Origin of the sequence: Sandaracinus amylolyticus, from assembly GCF_000737325.1 — a bacterium.
Classification (GTDB): Bacteria; Myxococcota_A; Polyangia; order Polyangiales; family Sandaracinaceae; genus Sandaracinus; species Sandaracinus amylolyticus.
The window spans coordinates 3,401,750-3,416,438 of sequence record NZ_CP011125.1 but is presented as its reverse complement, the minus strand read 5'-3'; the positions used below and the strand labels follow the sequence as shown (position 1 = coordinate 3,416,438).

19 protein-coding genes are annotated in these 14,689 nt (G+C 73.9%); 9 read left to right on the top strand and 10 right to left on the bottom strand.

Annotation, left to right across the window (positions count from 1 at the left end):
• The first annotated feature begins 2 nt into the window (after positions 1-2).
• The 3 genes from DB32_RS14415 to DB32_RS14405 are packed head-to-tail and all read left to right on the top strand — an operon-like array spanning position 3 to position 1,710.
• Complete coding sequence (locus DB32_RS14415) at positions 3-815, top strand: thiazole synthase (RefSeq protein WP_275935475.1); 813 nt, start codon at positions 3-5, stop codon at positions 813-815.
• The gene (locus tag DB32_RS48200) at positions 815-1,078 is read left to right on the top strand and encodes a tol-pal system YbgF family protein (protein WP_053233036.1); all 264 of its coding nucleotides are present in this window, start codon (positions 815-817) and stop codon (positions 1,076-1,078) included. Before DB32_RS14415 ends, DB32_RS48200 begins: the two co-directional genes overlap by 1 nt.
• A complete protein-coding gene (locus tag DB32_RS14405; protein ID WP_053233035.1) occupies positions 1,075-1,710 on the top strand; it encodes a thiamine phosphate synthase in 636 nt (211 codons plus the stop codon). The genes DB32_RS48200 and DB32_RS14405 overlap by 4 nt, the downstream gene beginning before the upstream one ends.
• On the opposite strand, the gene DB32_RS14400 is transcribed toward DB32_RS14405, so the two are convergent.
• Entirely contained in the window at positions 1,682-2,530 is an 849-nt protein-coding gene (locus tag DB32_RS14400) for a hypothetical protein (protein ID WP_053233034.1), read from the bottom strand. The genes DB32_RS14405 and DB32_RS14400 overlap by 29 nt on opposite strands.
• 560 nt (positions 2,531-3,090) lie before the next feature.
• Here DB32_RS14400 and DB32_RS14395 point away from each other — a divergent pair.
• Positions 3,091-3,951: a hypothetical protein gene (locus DB32_RS14395; RefSeq protein ID WP_053233033.1), complete on the top strand. Its 861-nt coding sequence runs from the start codon at positions 3,091-3,093 to the stop codon at positions 3,949-3,951.
• An 805-nt stretch (positions 3,952-4,756) separates the two neighbouring features.
• Here the strand turns inward: DB32_RS14395 and DB32_RS14390 are convergent.
• From DB32_RS14390 to DB32_RS14380, 3 genes are read right to left on the bottom strand one after another with little or no spacing between them, the layout of a single operon-like run.
• Positions 4,757-5,338, bottom strand: a complete 582-nt coding sequence (locus tag DB32_RS14390) for a YbjN domain-containing protein (RefSeq protein ID WP_053233032.1) — start codon at positions 5,336-5,338, stop codon at positions 4,757-4,759.
• Between the two features lie 22 nt (positions 5,339-5,360).
• Positions 5,361-6,002 carry a signal peptidase I gene (lepB, locus tag DB32_RS48195; RefSeq protein WP_053233031.1) on the bottom strand — a complete coding sequence of 214 codons (642 nt, stop codon included), beginning with the start codon at positions 6,000-6,002 and terminating at the stop codon, positions 5,361-5,363.
• A 46-nt stretch (positions 6,003-6,048) separates the two neighbouring features.
• Positions 6,049-7,080: a type I phosphomannose isomerase catalytic subunit gene (locus DB32_RS14380; protein ID WP_053233030.1), complete on the bottom strand. Its 1,032-nt coding sequence runs from the start codon at positions 7,078-7,080 to the stop codon at positions 6,049-6,051.
• Between the two features lie 66 nt (positions 7,081-7,146).
• On the opposite strand from DB32_RS14380, the gene DB32_RS48190 reads away from it, so the two are divergent.
• Entirely contained in the window at positions 7,147-7,464 is a 318-nt protein-coding gene (locus tag DB32_RS48190) for a hypothetical protein (protein ID WP_053233029.1), read from the top strand.
• Between the two features lie 135 nt (positions 7,465-7,599).
• Here DB32_RS48190 and DB32_RS14370 read toward each other — a convergent pair whose 3' ends face one another.
• Complete coding sequence (locus DB32_RS14370; protein WP_053233028.1) at positions 7,600-8,487, bottom strand: methionyl-tRNA formyltransferase; 888 nt, start codon at positions 8,485-8,487, stop codon at positions 7,600-7,602.
• Positions 8,488-8,552: 65 nt separating this feature from the next.
• Between DB32_RS14370 and DB32_RS14365 the strand changes: the two genes are divergently transcribed.
• The 4 genes from DB32_RS14365 to DB32_RS14350 all read left to right on the top strand — a co-directional run bounded on the left by DB32_RS14365 (position 8,553) and on the right by DB32_RS14350 (position 10,994).
• The gene (locus DB32_RS14365; RefSeq protein WP_053233027.1) at positions 8,553-8,981 is read left to right on the top strand and encodes a (deoxy)nucleoside triphosphate pyrophosphohydrolase; all 429 of its coding nucleotides are present in this window, start codon (positions 8,553-8,555) and stop codon (positions 8,979-8,981) included.
• Positions 8,982-8,995: 14 nt separating this feature from the next.
• Positions 8,996-9,553, top strand: coding sequence for a DUF4920 domain-containing protein (locus DB32_RS14360; protein ID WP_083457381.1), 558 nt, complete (start codon positions 8,996-8,998; stop codon positions 9,551-9,553).
• Positions 9,554-9,557: 4 nt separating this feature from the next.
• Positions 9,558-10,325 carry a zinc ribbon domain-containing protein gene (locus DB32_RS14355; RefSeq protein WP_053233025.1) on the top strand — a complete coding sequence of 256 codons (768 nt, stop codon included), beginning with the start codon at positions 9,558-9,560 and terminating at the stop codon, positions 10,323-10,325.
• Between the two features lie 87 nt (positions 10,326-10,412).
• Positions 10,413-10,994, top strand: coding sequence for a hypothetical protein (locus DB32_RS14350; protein ID WP_053233024.1), 582 nt, complete (start codon positions 10,413-10,415; stop codon positions 10,992-10,994).
• Here the strand turns inward: DB32_RS14350 and DB32_RS14345 are convergent, their stop codons facing one another.
• The 5 genes from DB32_RS14345 to DB32_RS14325 all read right to left on the bottom strand — a co-directional run bounded on the left by DB32_RS14345 (position 10,995) and on the right by DB32_RS14325 (position 14,662).
• Entirely contained in the window at positions 10,995-11,729 is a 735-nt protein-coding gene (locus DB32_RS14345) for a TIGR02266 family protein (RefSeq protein ID WP_083457380.1), read from the bottom strand.
• Between the two features lie 7 nt (positions 11,730-11,736).
• Positions 11,737-12,663: a PilZ domain-containing protein gene (locus tag DB32_RS14340; protein WP_053233022.1), complete on the bottom strand. Its 927-nt coding sequence runs from the start codon at positions 12,661-12,663 to the stop codon at positions 11,737-11,739.
• A gap of 379 nt (positions 12,664-13,042) precedes the next feature.
• Positions 13,043-13,492, bottom strand: coding sequence for a GNAT family N-acetyltransferase (locus DB32_RS14335; RefSeq protein WP_053233021.1), 450 nt, complete (start codon positions 13,490-13,492; stop codon positions 13,043-13,045).
• Positions 13,493-13,534: 42 nt separating this feature from the next.
• Positions 13,535-14,167, bottom strand: a complete 633-nt coding sequence (locus DB32_RS14330) for a hypothetical protein (RefSeq protein ID WP_053233020.1) — start codon at positions 14,165-14,167, stop codon at positions 13,535-13,537.
• Between the two features lie 78 nt (positions 14,168-14,245).
• Complete coding sequence (locus DB32_RS14325) at positions 14,246-14,662, bottom strand: hypothetical protein (protein ID WP_053233019.1); 417 nt, start codon at positions 14,660-14,662, stop codon at positions 14,246-14,248.
• Positions 14,663-14,689: the final 27 nt, after the last annotated feature.

Here is a 14,689-nt window from a genome sequence, read left to right as displayed (position 1 = left end):
TCGTGGAAGCGCCGCAGGAAGATCGGATCGCCGTCGGACGCTACTCGTTCCGCTCGCGGCTCTTCGTCGGGACGGGCAAGTACCGCGACGCGCAGGAGACGCGCGAGGCGCTCGCCGCGTCGGGCGCGGAGGTCGTGACCCTCGCGGTGCGCCGCGTCGATCTCGGCGCGCTGCGTCCTGGGGCTGCAGGTGAGGGTTCGATCGTCGGGCACCTCGTCTCGAGCGGCTACGCGATCCTGCCGAACACCGCGGGCTGCTACAGCACCGAGGACGCGCTGCGCACGGCGCGCCTCGCGCGCGAGATGCTCGGCACCGACCTCGTGAAGCTCGAGGTGATCGGCGACCCCAAGACGCTCTTCCCCGACGTGGTCGCGACGCTCGAGGCGGCGCGCGTGCTCGTGAAGGAAGGCTTCACGGTGCTGCCGTACATCACGGACGACCCGATCTCGTGCAAGAAGCTCGAGGACATCGGGTGCGCCGCGGTGATGCCGCTCGCCGCGCCGATCGGCAGCGGGCTGGGCATCCGCAACCCGTACAACCTCGAGATCATCCTCGAGCACGCGAAGGTGCCGGTGATCGTCGACGCCGGCGTCGGCACCGCGTCCGACGCCGCGATCGCGATGGAGATGGGCTGCCACGGCGTGCTCATGAACACCGCGATCGCCGGCGCGCGCGAGCCGGTGCGCATGGCGCGCGCGATGAAGCTCGCGGTCGAGGCGGGGCGCGACGCGTACCTCGCGGGCCGCATCCCCAAGCGCCTCTACGCGACGGCGTCGAGCCCGCTCGAGGGCGTGATCGGCAGCACCAAGAGCTGATGCGCGCGCTCGCGGTCGTGCTCGCGGCGTCGTTCGCGTTCGCGCCGCTGCAGTGCGGCTCGGCGCCCGATCCCGATCGCCGCCGCGAGGACTCGCCCGAAGAGGCGCTGCTCGGGCTCGCCGAGCGCTTCGGCGAAGAGGGCGACGAGGGCGCGCGCCGCACCACGCTTCGTCACCTGGTCGAGCGCTACCCCGACTCGCGCGAGGCCGGGCGCGCCCGGATGTGGCTCGAGCAGGACGAAGCGAGCACGGGCGCGCCGTGACGTTCGATCTCCTGCTGATCACCGACCCGTCGATCGCAGGCTGGCGCGACGCGGCGGTCGCGGTGATCGAGCACGCACCGCGCGGCCGCGTCGCGCTGCAGGTGCGCGACGTGCGCGCCGGCGCGGCCGAGCTCGCGATGCTCGCGCGCTCGCTGCGCGACGTCACGCGCGCCCACGGCGTGCCGCTCCTCGTCAACGATCGCGCCGACGTCGCGCGCGCGGTCGATGCCGACGGAGCGCACCTCAAGGAGCGCGGGCTCGAGGTCCACGACGCGCGCGTCGTGCTCGGCGAGCGCGCGATCATCGGCGCGTCGTGCCACGACGAGGCCGGCCTCGCGCGGCGCGCCGGCGCCGACTACGTCGTGCTCGGGCCCTTCGCCGACGTGCCGGGCAAGGGCGACGCGCTCGGCGCGCAGCGCTTCGCGTCGATGGTGCGCACCACCCGCGTCCCGGTGCTCGCGCTCGGCGGCATCGACGCCGCGCGCGCCGCCGACGCCGTGCTCGCCGGTGCGCACGGCGTCGCCGTGATCCGCGCCGTGCTCGCCGCGCCCGATCCCGTCGGCGCGATGCGCGCGATGCTCGGCGCGATCGACGCCGCGCGGATCACTCGAGGAACGGCACCTTCGTCGTGACGCCCGCGCCCCAGAACTCGTCGGTGCCGGTCGCGGCCGTCGCGATGTGGCCCTCGCCGGTCGTGCGATCGATCTCGACGAGCTCGCCGTCGTTCGAGAAGCCGTAGAGCACGCGGCCCCAGTACCCGAGCCCGAAGAGCTGCGTGTAGCCCGTCGAGCCGAGCACCGTCACGCGGCTCTCGCCGCTCGGCAGGAAGTCGATGCGCGCGAGCACGTCGGTCGGCTCGTCCTCGCGCTTCAGCGTCGCGTACGTGCCGAGGCCCTCGATCGAGACGAGGTCGCCGCTCGACAGCCACTCGTCCGGGTACGTGCCGAGCAGCTCCGCGCTCGCGTCGCGCACGTCGATCTCGTAGTACGCGCCGGCGTTCGTCGCGCCGATCATCGTCTCCGCCGCGCCGAGCGTGCCCGCCGCGACGAACGTGAGCGCGAAGAAGCGCTCGCCGTCGACGTCGAAGTCGCCCACCGGCGTCGCCACCGCGGTCTCGGGGTCGATCTGGAACAGCGTGTCGTAGCCCGCCGTGTACACGTCGCCGTCGGCGTTCACCGCGAGGTCGATCATGTCGGGCGCGTTGCCCCCGCCCGCGAGCGTGAAGCGGCCCACCGTCTCGACGGTCTCGGTGTACGGCGAGAACGTGAAGAGCGTGTCCGCCGAGTGCGCGTAGACGAGCACGTCGTCGAGGCGCGGACCGCCGTCGGGGCGCGGACCGCTGTCCGGCGTGGTCGTGCTCCCGGCGTCGAACGAGCCCGCGTCGAAGGGCGACAGTGGGTCACCACCACCACGGTCGGTGCAGCCTGCGAGCGCGGACAGGACGGAGAGCACGAGAAGAGCGGTACGGCAGCGCATGGCCGCGGGTGTACCGCGGACGGTTTTGTGCGCCAAGCGCGCTCCGGGTGGGTGCGTGCGTAGGCTCTCCTCCCGCACATGGGGACGCGGGACGAGCACTCCAGCAAAGGCAACACATCGGCTCGACCGCCCGTCCCTACCGTCCGCGCGCTCCGCGCGCTCCCGTCCGGGACCGGCGGACGAGCACTCCCCGCAGAGCTCAACATCGGCTCGACCGCCCGTCCCTACCGTCCGCGCGCTCCGCGCGCTCCCGTCCGGGACCGGCGGACGAGCACTCCCCGCAGAGCTCAACATCGGCTCGACCGCCCGTCCCTACCGTCCGCGCGCTTCGCGCGCTCCCGTCCGGGACCGGCGGACGAGCACTCCCCGCAGAGCCCAACATCGGCTCGACCGCCCGTCCCTACCGTCCGCGCGCTCCGCGCGCTCCCGTCCGGGACCGGCGGACGAGCACTCCCCGCAAAGAGTTGACCCCCCTCCGCGTGCACGGCAGCTTGGCTCGCATGCGTTCCGCCCTCGCCCTCGGGACCATCGCTTTGTTGGTCGCTCCCGCGCTCGCGCACGCCGATCAGGAGCGCGCGGTCGCGACGCTCGAGTCGCTGCAGGACGCCTGTCGCATCGCGCAGGCGCGCCCGGCGCGCGAGCTGCTCGTGGTCGACGTCGAGCCGGGCTGGACGTTCGGGACGCTGAGCGAGGACGGGTTCCTCGCGATCGAGTCGCGCCGCAACTTCCGCGCGCTCGGTGGTCGCGTGGAGCTCTACCCGGCGCGCCTCGAGCCGCTCGGCCTGGTCGCGACGGCGGAGCGCGCCGACGAGCTCGAGGCCGCGCGCCAGCGCGGGGCGCGGCTGCGCATCGGGTTCTTCCTCGGCTTCGACGAGCCGGAGCGCACCTCGTGCGTGCTGCGCTCGCGACACGCGGTGAGCACGGTCCGCATGGACGTCGGGTACGTCGAGCTGCTCGCGGAGGACGGCGCGGTGCTCGCGCGCGAGGACACCGAGCGGTATCGCGCGTGGCGCGACGACGCCGAGCGCCAGGCCGTGCCGGGCGAAGGTCCGCGCGCCGCGCTCGGGACGCCGAGCACGCCGAGCGGCGCGGTGCCCGAGCCGTGGCAGACGGGCGTCGTTGCCGCGGGCACGGGCGAGGTCGCGCGCGCGCTCGCGGTCTGTCATCGCGACGGCATCGCGCGCGGCGCGGAGACGACGGGCCGCATCGTGGTGCGGGTGCGCGTCGACGGGCGCACCGGCCGCGTGGTCGAGAGCCGCCCTGCGATCTCCGACGTCGGCGACAGCGCCGAGGCCGAGTGCGTCGCGGGCGCGCTGCGCGCGATCACGCTCCCGCCGGTGACCAGCGACGCGCGGACGTTCGACCTCGACGTGCCAGTGCGCGTCGTCGCCGACTGATCGAGCCGCGCTCGTCGAGCGGGAGCGCCCGGAATTCGGGTCGGGCGAGATGGCCCCCGCATCGCGGGATGGCCCGCCCACCCTCGCGCATCCGCGGCCCCGGCTCGGACGACCGGCCCCCCCGGGTCGCGCGATGCACCCCCCGGGTCTCGCGATGACACCCCCCGCGATCGACCCGATGATCCCCCGCCTCCTCGGGCTCACCCCCCGGCTCGATCCCTCTCGGTCCCGCGGGGACCACGAGCCCTCGATGCGGGGCACCGAACGCCCGAGGGTGGTCGCGCCGATCTCCGAGCCGCGGCGCGCAGCGATCGTCGCGCGGCGCGCCCCACGCGAGGCGCAATCATCGCGACCGCGCGCGGGTCGCGGCGAGCCCGACGCGGGCGATCGACCGCCCGACACCCGTGCCGAACGCGCGAGAGCCCCTCGCCGAAGCGAGGGACGCAGCAAGCGGCGCCGTCCCGCGCTTCGCGCGCGCCGTTGCCGCCACCAGGCGAATGCGACGGCAGAGCCCGTTCAGTCCGGGCGAATGCGACAGCAGAGCCCGAATCGCGAGCGTCGGGGCCGCGGCGAAGCGCGGACCCGTCGCGAGCCATCCCAGCCCCTCCCAGCGAGGCGGCAGAACCGCGGTACCGGGCGGGGGGCTCGCAGAGGCCGACCACGGACGGTCGTGAGCATCGCGGCAACGCGCAACGCGCGCGCCGCGATGCGACCACCGCGTCCCGACGCTCTCACGCGCGCGTCGAGCAGCCCGCGAGCACACCGGGCGTCGGAGCCACCGCCCCCCGCCTCACGCCGAGACCTCTCACGAGCCGCGCTGCACCCGATCGAGCTCGCTCCAGTAGCGATCCGCGAGCTGCACGATCCCGCGGATCGCGCTGCGGAACGCGCGGCGATCGAAGTTCGAGTCGGTGTTGAGCACCATCGCGAGGCGCACCTCGCCGTCGCTGGGATCCCACTCGAGCTTGCCGAGCAGCATCTGCCAGTTGAGCTCCATCAGCCGGCGCATCACCGCGTCGGTCGTCGGCGCGTCCTGGGGCGCCACGAGGAAGCGCTCGACGTAGACGTACACGGTGTCGGTGCGGTCGCTGTACGCCGTGCGGATGCGGAACTCGCGCTGCGAGCTCGGGCCGCGCTGGGTGAGCTCGCACGTCGCGCGCTGCGCGTCGGTCGCGTTGCACGCGAAGCCCTCGATGCCCATGTGCTCGAGCTCGGTGCGCATCGCGGCGAGGTACCGCGGCTGCCCCTCGGGCACCGTCTCGGTCGCGCGCGCGGGCGCCTCTTCGGTGCCCTCCTGCGCGAGCGCCGGCACCACGTCCACGAGCCTGCCGACCGCGACGCCGAGGAGGAGCATCGCGATCCCGAGCACACGGTTCCGCATCGTCATGATGCGGCCTGGAATCTCACGATCAGTCGAGGATGTCGAGCGCGCCGTGGGGGATCTCGTCGGGCAGACCGCCCTCCGCCGCCGTGAGCCGCATGAAGACCTCGCCGCGGCATCCGCTCGCCTGCACCGGGCCGAACGTGCGGCTGTCCTCGCCGAGGTGCGCGCGGTTGTCGCCGAGCAGGTAGAGCCCGTTGATCCGCGTCATCGCGCGCAGCGCGAACGGGCGATCGGCGCGATCGAAGAAGAGGTGCTCCTCGTAGTCGTCGAACTCCTCGGTGCCCCACGACATCGTGAACGTGTGCCGCGTCTCTCCGTCGGTGAACCGCACCTGACCGCGCACGTCGTGGGTCACGCGATCGCGACCGAGCCGCAGCTGTCCGCGCTCCGCCGCGATCTCGCCGCCGGGCATCACCGCGACGCGCCCGATCACCCAGCGCGCGGGATCATCCTGCGGGTGACGGCAGAGCGCGATGTCGTCGCGCTCGAGCCGCGCGTCGCGCCACACGAGCACGCGATCGCCGAGGATCATCGTGGGCGCCATCCCGTTGTGCCGCACGGTCACCACGTCGACGAACCACACGCGCAGCACCGCGATCGCGATCCCGCCGATCACGGCGAAGAACGCGAGCACCTTGAGCAGCCCCTTCCAGAACCCGCGCGGCATCCGCGACGAGCCTAGATCAGATGGGGCGCCGTCGAGAGATTCTCGCTCAGCGCGCGGACGCGAGGATCGCGCACGCGCCGTCGAGCACGATGGGCTGCACGTCGCGCGTCGCGGGGAGCGCGGCGCTGCGCCCCTGCACGATCTCGAGCTCACCGATCTCGACGCGGCCCGCGAGCACGGTGATCGAGCGCAGCGCGTCGTGCGGCGGCAGCGCGAGCGCGCCGGTGCCCGAGGCGCGCCAGACCTCGAGCGCGTCCGACTCCAGCGCGGCGTCACGCGCGCCCGCGAGCGCTTCGAGGCGCGCTGCGCCCGCACGATCCGGCGCGCCCGCGCGATGACGCGCCCGCGCGAGGAACGCATCGCCGCGCGGCGCGCTCCACTCGGTCACCGCGAGCGCGTCGTCGACGTGCAGCGCGCGCGGCGCGCCCTTCGGATCGACGCGACCGTCCGCGTCGTAGCGGCGGTTCCAGTCCCAGTAGCGATAGGTCACGCCGCGCTTGCCGGGCAGCACGCGCTGCGGCTCGACCAGCGTCACGCCCGCGCCGATCGCGTGCGGCGTGCCCGCCTGCACGAGCACGAAGTCGCCCTCCACGACCGGCACGAACGAGAGCAGCGCGGACAGGTCCTCGCCCTGCGCGATCGCGCGCGCGACGGCGTCGCGCGTGGCGTGCGGCGCGAGCCCGAGGAAGATCCCCGCGCCGTCCTCCGCGTGCTCGACGTACCAGCTCTCCGGCTTGCCCGACTCGCCCTCGCCGAGCCCGGCGTACGCGTCGCTCGGATGGATCTGCACCGAGAGCGGCTCGGCCGCGTCGAGGAGCTTCACGAGGAGCGCGGTCCCTCCGCGCGACGCCTCGCGACCGAGCAGCGCGGGCGCGGCGCCGAGCACGTCCGCGAGCGTGCGCGCGTCGGTGTCGAGCCGCGAGGGCAGCTCGGGGCCCGCGGAGAGCTCCCACGACTCGCCGATCCGCGCGTGCTCGTCGACGCGCCCGCGCTTGAGCACGCGCGCGATCCGATGACCGCCCCACGGTGTGCGGGCCGGCGAGGTGACGTTGCCTTCGGCGAGGAGGAGCGGGCTCACGTGTCGAGAACTTGGTGGGGTGATGTGGGATGCGTAGTCTCGGAGGTGCTCAGGAGGTCGTCCGCCATGCTCCAGGCCGAGCGTCGTATCCACAAGGTCTTCGTGACGCGCAACACCGAGTACCACGTCCGTCGCGACGTCTGCGTGGCGGTGCGCGATCGCCGCAGCGGCGAGTGGCTGCGCGGGCACCTCGCGCTGCGCCAGCGCGTGCACGGTGGGCTGAAATTCACGCGCGCCGGAGGGATCCTGCCGAACCTGGGCCAGCCGGGCGTCGGCGAGTCGATCTTCTTCCACGCGGGCGGGCGCGATCTCGTGACGAGCCCCGTGCTCTCGGTCGAGCGCCCCGAGAAGCGCGTCGTCTCGACCTACCCCGCGACGCGCTGACGCTGTGTTTTCGGGAGGGGTCTTGGAAGCCCCCTCCCCCCGACCGGCAAAGCCGGATCGGGGCCCCTCTCCCCGAACGCTGCGCGCGGGGCCCCAGCCCCGCTTGCACGCACGCATGGAGCGCATCGACAGCGGTCACGGGGAGAGGAGGTCGGCGATCGCGCTGCCCTCGAGGACCTCGTCGTCGTCCTCGACGCGCACCCGCTCGAGCAGCACGCCGCCCTCCTTCGCGCGCACCACGACGCCCTCGGGCGCGACGAACGCCTCGCCGGCGCGGAGCGCGCTCGGGAACGCGCCGCGCCACGGGCGGGCGCGCTGCACGGTGACGAGCGTCTCCTCGAGCAGCGCGCTCGCGCCGGGCTCGGGCGCGGCGGCGCGCACGCGACGGCAGAGCGCGTCGGCGTCGTCGTCGGCGAAGCGCAGCGCGAGGTCGTCCTCGTCGGGCGGCGGCGCCTCGGTGACGAGCGCGGGATCCTGCGGCTCGCCGGGCAGCGAGAGCCCCGCGTCGAGCACGTCGGCGCAGGTCACGAGCAGCCCGAGCGAGGGCCGATCGAGGCGCCGCGCGAGCGTCCACGCGGTGTCGTCGTCGCGGATCGGCACGCTCACGCGCGCGATGACCGCGCCGGTGTCGTACTCGGCCTCGAGCCGGTGGAGCGACACGCCGGTGATCGGATCGCCCGCGGCGATCGCGTGGAAGTACGGATCGGGCCCGCGCCATCGCGGCAGGAGCGAGGGATGCACGCCGAACGCGCCGCGCGGCGCGGCCTCGAGCAGCTCGACCGGGATGCGCTTGGGCCAGAACCACGAGAGCAGCGCGTCGTAGCGCGTGCCGAGGAGCGCATCGCGCACCGCGGGATCGGAGAGCGAAGGACGCCCGAGGAGCAGCGTCTCGCGCGGGAGCCTCCGGCGCAGCCGGGGCATGCCGGGCGCGTCGGGGTGCCCGATCACGCACGCGACCGGGACGTGGCCCGCGCGGAGCAGCACGGTCGCGCCGAGCGGCAGCCCGAGGTACAGGAAGCGCACGGAAGTGGTATACCCGCCCGTCTCGCCCGGCGCCGACGGTCGAGCCTCCGAGACGTCGAGAACGCATGTCCGAGCCGCGCAGAACCATCCGCGTCGTCGCTGCCGTCGTCGAGCGCAACGGTCGCTATCTGATCACGCAGCGAAGGCCGAACGCGGTGCTCCCGCTGCTCTGGGAGTTCCCCGGCGGAAAGGTCGAGGCGGGCGAGACCGACAGCGAAGCGCTGCGGCGCGAGCTGCTCGAGCGCCTGGGCGTCGACTCCGAGGTGGGCGAGTGGATCTCGGAGACGGTCTGGGACTACGAGCACTACCGCGTGGAGCTGACGCTCTACGAGTGCACCATCCGTCCCGACGCCGCGGGGAGAGGCCCGGCGGATCTCCAGGCGCTCGCGGTGCACGCGTACCGCTGGGTCACGTCGGACGAGTTCGATCAGTACGAGTTCACGCCGGCGGACGAAGCGAGCATGAACAAGCTGCTCGGCGTCTGCGACGCGTGAGAACGAGGAGAGCGATGCGCGGTGGTGTGGTGAGCGCGGCGGTGATCGCGCTGGCGATGACCGGATGCGGCGGCAACGAGCCGCAGTTCGAGGGCACGGGCGAGCAGCACGAGGCGCATCACGAAGCGCCCGCGCACCACGCGGAGGGCGCGCCGCATCACGCGGAGGCTGCGCCGAGCGGTCCGCGCCCGACGCGCGTGATGGACGACGGCGCGCGGCTCTTCGGCGCGGAGCTGGGCGAGGCGCCGCTGGTCGCGCTCTCCGAGATCACGGCGAGCCCCGATCGCTACGCGGGCCAGGTCGTGCGCACCGAGGGCACGATCGAGCGCGTCTGCCAGGCGATGGGCTGCTGGATGGAGCTGCGCGGCGAGAACGCGCCCGCGGTGCGCGTGCCGATGGCGGGCCACGCGTTCTTCCTCCCGCGCGACGTCGCGGGGCGCGCGGCGACGATCGAAGGACGCGTCGCGGTGCAGGCGCTCAGCCCCGACATGCGCGCGCACCTCGAGTCGGAGGGCGCGCTCGCGACGGCGTCGTCGCTGTCGATCGACGCGACCGGCGTCGTCGTGCGTTGAGCGGATGAGCGACGCGCCCAGCAAGTGCCCGACGTGCGGCACCGCGGTCCCCGCGGGCGCGGCGCGATGTCCGGGCTGTGGGCGCGTGTTCGGTGAGGCGAACCGCTGCCCGCACTGCAACGCGATCGCGGCGGTGCGGCGCAAGGGCGCGGGCTACGTGTGCGTCGCGTGCGGCGGCGCGCGGCAGGTGGGCCCGGGCACGACGGTGCTCGGTGACGAGGGCCCGTCGCGCGTCGAGCAGCTCACGGTCGGCGGCGTCGATCCTGCGAGCCGCGCGATGGCGCGGCTGGTGCGCCTCGCGGGCGTGCTGCTGGTCGCGGCGGGCCTCGTCGCGGGCGCGGCGGGCTTCGTCGCGCCGGGCGCGCCGATCGTGCTGATGATGGTCGTCGCGGCGGCGCTCGGGATCAGCGGGATCACCGCGATGAGCCAGGCGGCGCGCGTGGAGACGCGAGCGCGCGAGCGACGCAAGAAGCAGCTCGAGCGGCGCATCCTCGGGCTCGCGGAGCTGCGCGGGGGCGAGCTCACCGCGACGGACGTCGCGAAGGAGCTGCACCTCGGGCTCGAAGAAGCGGACGCGACGCTCACCGCGATGGCGGACGGTGCGCGCGTCGCGGTCGAGGTCGATGCGGACGGGATCGTCCACTACGTGTTCCGCGAGATCGTCGCGAAGCGCGGACCGAAGGTCCGCGTCGAGACGAGCGAGGCCGAGGAGATCGCAGCCGAAGCAGCGGCGCGCGTCGAGCGCGAGCTCAAGAAGCGCGAGCGGCTGTGACGTCGCGGGAGGGTGTCGGACGCCCCCTCCCGAACACCGCGGAAGATCGAGGGGCGCGCCGAGCGACGAGCGCGCTATGCTGCCTCCGTGCGCTTCGTGCTCAAGGCCGCGCTGCGTCCCGTTCCACGCCACGCGGTGGTGGACGAGGTCGCCATCTCCGGCGTCGAAGAACAGCTCGGCGAAGAGGGCGAAGAGCTGCAGGAGATGCTCGACGCGACCTATCGCGAGATGGATCGCAAGCAGCCAGCGCTCGCGACGTGGCTCGGCGAGCAGGTGTCGAGCCGCACCGACGATCTCGCGCAGTCGCTCGGCTACTTCCTCGTGGTCACCGTCTACATGGCGTTCCGCGAGGCGTTCCCGACGCGCCTCACCGAGGTCGACGAGACGAGCCTGAAGCTCGCGATCGACACGCTCGCCGCCGACGAGGAGCTGCGCGCGAACGATCCCGCCGAGGTGATGGAGAGCGACGACGTCGTCGCGATGGGTCAGCCCGTGCTCCTGCACTTCGTGCAGCACCATCTCGAGCAGGCGCTCTCGCAGGCGGGCGAGGATCCCGATCTCGAAGCGTTCGATCACATCTACCGCGCCGTGCTGGTCGAGGTGATCGCGCTGAGCCACGCGGTGAAGTCGCCCGACGGCACGGCGCCGCAGGACGAGATCCTCGCGTAGCTACTCGGCGTGGCGCGAGATCGCGGCCGCGTCCTCGCGCGACACGCGCAGGAAGCGCACGCCCATGCCCTCGGCGCGTCCGTCGTGCGGACCGCGCACCCAGCTCACGACCGCGTCGACCACCACGCGATGCCCGTCGGGCAGCAGGAGCCCGAGCGTGAGCTCGGTGCCGATCGGAAGTGGATCGCCGGTCGCGACGAAGAGCCCACCGGTCGAGAGATCGCTCGCCTCGCCCGCGACGAACGTCGCGCCGCTCTGCGCGCCGATCGCGCCCTCGATGCGCACGCGCGGCGCGGTGCGGCGCTCCTTCGCGTCGCTCGATCCGGCGCGCGACGATGGCGCGGCCGAGGGCGGCGTCTGGCTCGGCGGCACCTCGCGCAGCGCACGCTCGAGCTCGGCGCGCGCCGGATGGATGGTCGCGAGGCTGCGCGCGACCAGCGGGCCGGCGCGATCGAGCAGCGTCGTCGCGCCCGGCGCGTGCAGCGCTCCGAGCGCGTCGCCGAGCACCGTCGCGGCGTCGACGAGTCGATCGCGCACCGCCTCGGGCTCGCCGATCTCCGCGCGATAGAGCGCGGCGACCGCGACGGTCACGCGCTGCGCGATCGCGCGGCCGAGCTCGGTGGACGCGACCTCGGCGTCGAGCAGCGCGATGGCCTCGGCGAGCACGGCGCGGGCGTCACGGGCTGCCGCGACACCGGCCTTCCGGAGCTCCTTGCGCCGCGCTCGATCGCTCAAGCGCGGATCACTCGTCGTAGAACATCGGCGGGCGCTTGCGGATGAAGCGCAGGATCAGCTCGCGCGCCTCGTGATCGAGCGACTCGAACTGGATGCCCATGCCGGGCTCGCTCTCCGACATCATGTCCATCGGGTCGCGCACGAAGCGCACGGTGCCGAGGATCGTGTGCTCGAAGTTGCCGGGCAGCGTGATGAGCGCGCGCACCTTCGTTCCGCGCGGGAAGATGTTGTACGTCGCCGCGAACACGCCGCCCTCGGCGATCTCGCCGGAGAAGCCGACGTAGAAGTTCGACTCCGTGGTCGCGCCGATGTTGACCTCGAGCGACTCGCGCGGGACGTCGCCGCGATAGCTCGGCTCGGCGGGCGCCGGCGCGGACGTGCGGGGCGCGGCGACGGGCGGCGTGAACCCGCCTTGCGCGGGAGCCTGCGCAGCGGGCGGTTGCTGCGCGGGGATGGGCGCGGTGAAGCCGGCGCCGTGCGAGGGCGCGACCTCGTCGCGCATCGTCGTGTTCGCGTCGGTGATCGGCGAGCCGGTCACCACGGGCACCGCGGCGGGGGGCGGCGCGTACGCGGGCTGCTGCGACTGCGCGCTCGGCGGCGGGACGCGCGAGGGCTGCGTGCTCAGCGGGAAGAGCATCGAGAGCGTCTGCGCGATCGCCTCGGTCGCGGTACCCACGCCGGCGTGCTGGCCGCGAACTTCCTGGAGGAGCGCGAGCGTCTGGCTGACGAAGCCGAGCGCGCTCTTCACGCTCGCCTTGCCGTCGGGCTCGGACGACGCGCGCTCCGCCTCGAAGAGCGCGCCGACCGCTTGCGCGATGTTCTGCGCGACGGCGAGCACGTCGGGCGGGATGTTCGGATCCTCCTGGAGGGCGGCCAGCGCCTTGCTGAGGTTCTCGCGCGCTTGGCGCGCCGTGCTCGCACCGGAATAGGACATGGTCCGATCTATCTCCCCGCTCGACGCGGATGCTAGTCCGCGACGCCCGCGGATCCAAGCGCGGAAGGCGAGTGCGGGGGCGACGGCGGGTGCGGGGGCGACGGCGGGTGCGAGTGCGACGGCGGGTGCGGGGGCGACGGCGGGTGCGAGGGTGAGGGCGGCGTGCGAGTGCGAGTGCGGCGCCGCGTGCGCGTGCGATGGCGCCGCGAGCGCGAGGGCGCGTACGAGTGGGACGGCGCGGGCGTGCGCGACGGTTCGCCGGGCGAGTGCGGCCCTCGCGCCCCAGGCAGCGCTCGCGAGCGAGAAGCAAGCGGGGCTGGAGCCCCGCGCGCAGCGCGAAGCGGCCGGGGTCGACAGGGGGCGGAGCCCCCGGGGAAGCTCAGAGCTCTTTCGTGAACACGACGCGCGTGCGGTTCGGGCCCGCGTAGTCGTGATCTTCGACCACCGAGAAGCCCAGCGCGCGGTGGAACTCGATCGAGCCCTCGTTGCCCACGTTCGTGATCGCCTTCACGCGCCGGGCGCCCGCCTGGCGCGCGCGGTCGACGAACACTTCGTAGAGGCGCTTGCCCACGCCGCGACGACGGTGCTCGGGATGGATGCCGACGAGGTGCACGTACGCGGTGTGCGGCACGTCGCCGCCCGCGCTCGGCGCGAGGAACCCGAGCAGGAAGCCGATGACCTCGCCCTCGTCGTCCGCGATCAGCGCGTGCTCGCCGAGCTCGTAGAAGAAGATCGGGTGCGCCTGCTCGCGCGATGGGCCGCCCCACCAACGATCGAGGACCGACACGACGTGGTCGTAGTCCGTCTTCGTGATCCCCCGGATCTGCATCGCGAAGCGACCTTAGCACAGCAGGCTCGCGAAGAGCCCCGCTCAGCCTCGCTCGAGGCGCTCCAGCGCGTCGCGGAACGCGCTCGCGTCGGCGCGCCGCAGCGCGAGCAGCGCGGCGATGCGCTGCAGGCGCTTCTCGGCCGCATCGGCGCGCGCGAGCGCCTCGCCCGCTGCGCGCGCCGCCGTGCGATCGAGCCACGCTGCCGCGGCCAGCGCGAGCGCGACACCGAGCGCGAGCGCGCCCGCCGCCGCCCACAGCTGCCCCGCGGTCGCATCGGTGCCGAAGAGACCGCGGATACCGCCGAGCAGCGAGAGCCCGAGACCACCGGTGAGCCCGACGAGCGTCGCGCCGATCGCGATGCTGCGCGACGCGCCGGGACGCATCGCGCGCACCGCGACGCTGCGCCAGAAGTCCGCCTCGCGATCGACGCGCACCGCGAGCTCCGCGATCGGATCCTCGCCGCGTACGTCGGGCAGCTCGGAGCGCGCGAGGAAGCGCTGCCAGTCCTCGCGCTCGGCGTCGAAACGACGCGTCGCTTCTTGCAGCCCGCCGCTCACGCTGCGCAGCGCAGCCTCGGCGGTCGCCGCCGTGCGCGAGCCGACCGAGCTCGTCGTGCTCGGGACCTCTGCGGAGGACAGCGCCTCGTCCTCGGTGCGCACCGCGGCTTCGGACATCGCACGAGCATAGATCGAGAGACGTGGGCTCCGGCACCCTCGATCGCTGAGCGTGCAGCGGTCCGACGAGAGCGGAACTCAGCGCGATCGTCGCAGCGCGCGTCGTCGCCAGAGGAGCGCGGCCGCGCCGATCGGGAGCGCGCTGCCGATCACGATCCACTTCGGTCGCGTGCTCTCGCGCATGCGCGAGACCTCGTCGGCGACGATCTGCTCCGCGCCTGCGCTCGCGCGCGTCGCGAGGCGATCGAGCTCGCTCGTGCCGAGCGCGACGCCGACGATCAGGAAGCCCGCGGTGAACGCCATCGCCGCGCCGAGGAAGAGGTGCACCTCGGGCCCGTCGGGATCGCGCACCACGCCCGCCGCGAGCGTGAGCACGAGCAGCGGGAACGCCGCCGCGACGCCCCACCCCGGCTCCCACAGCCCGAGCGACGCCGCGAGCGCCGCGCCCAGCGCGCCACACGTCGCGATCGCGAGCGGGCCCCATCGGATGCGCATCTCAGAACCTCGTCGCGCCGCCAGTGC

Coding starts and splice junctions, on each gene's coding strand:
- DB32_RS48200 (WP_053233036.1), top strand. CDS start 815: ATGCGCGCGCTCGCGGTCGTGCTCGCGGCGTCGTTCGCGTTCGCGCCG.
- DB32_RS14390 (WP_053233032.1), bottom strand. CDS start 5,338: ATGACGATGCGGAACCGTGTGCTCGGGATCGCGATGCTCCTCCTCGGC.
- lepB (WP_053233031.1), bottom strand. CDS start 6,002: ATGCCGCGCGGGTTCTGGAAGGGGCTGCTCAAGGTGCTCGCGTTCTTC.
- DB32_RS48190 (WP_053233029.1), top strand. CDS start 7,147: ATGCTCCAGGCCGAGCGTCGTATCCACAAGGTCTTCGTGACGCGCAAC.
- DB32_RS14365 (WP_053233027.1), top strand. CDS start 8,553: ATGTCCGAGCCGCGCAGAACCATCCGCGTCGTCGCTGCCGTCGTCGAG.
- DB32_RS14360 (WP_083457381.1), top strand. CDS start 8,996: ATGCGCGGTGGTGTGGTGAGCGCGGCGGTGATCGCGCTGGCGATGACC.
- DB32_RS14355 (WP_053233025.1), top strand. CDS start 9,558: ATGAGCGACGCGCCCAGCAAGTGCCCGACGTGCGGCACCGCGGTCCCC.
- DB32_RS14340 (WP_053233022.1), bottom strand. CDS start 12,663: ATGTCCTATTCCGGTGCGAGCACGGCGCGCCAAGCGCGCGAGAACCTC.
- DB32_RS14335 (WP_053233021.1), bottom strand. CDS start 13,492: ATGCAGATCCGGGGGATCACGAAGACGGACTACGACCACGTCGTGTCG.
- DB32_RS14330 (WP_053233020.1), bottom strand. CDS start 14,167: ATGTCCGAAGCCGCGGTGCGCACCGAGGACGAGGCGCTGTCCTCCGCA.
- DB32_RS14325 (WP_053233019.1), bottom strand. CDS start 14,662: ATGCGCATCCGATGGGGCCCGCTCGCGATCGCGACGTGTGGCGCGCTG.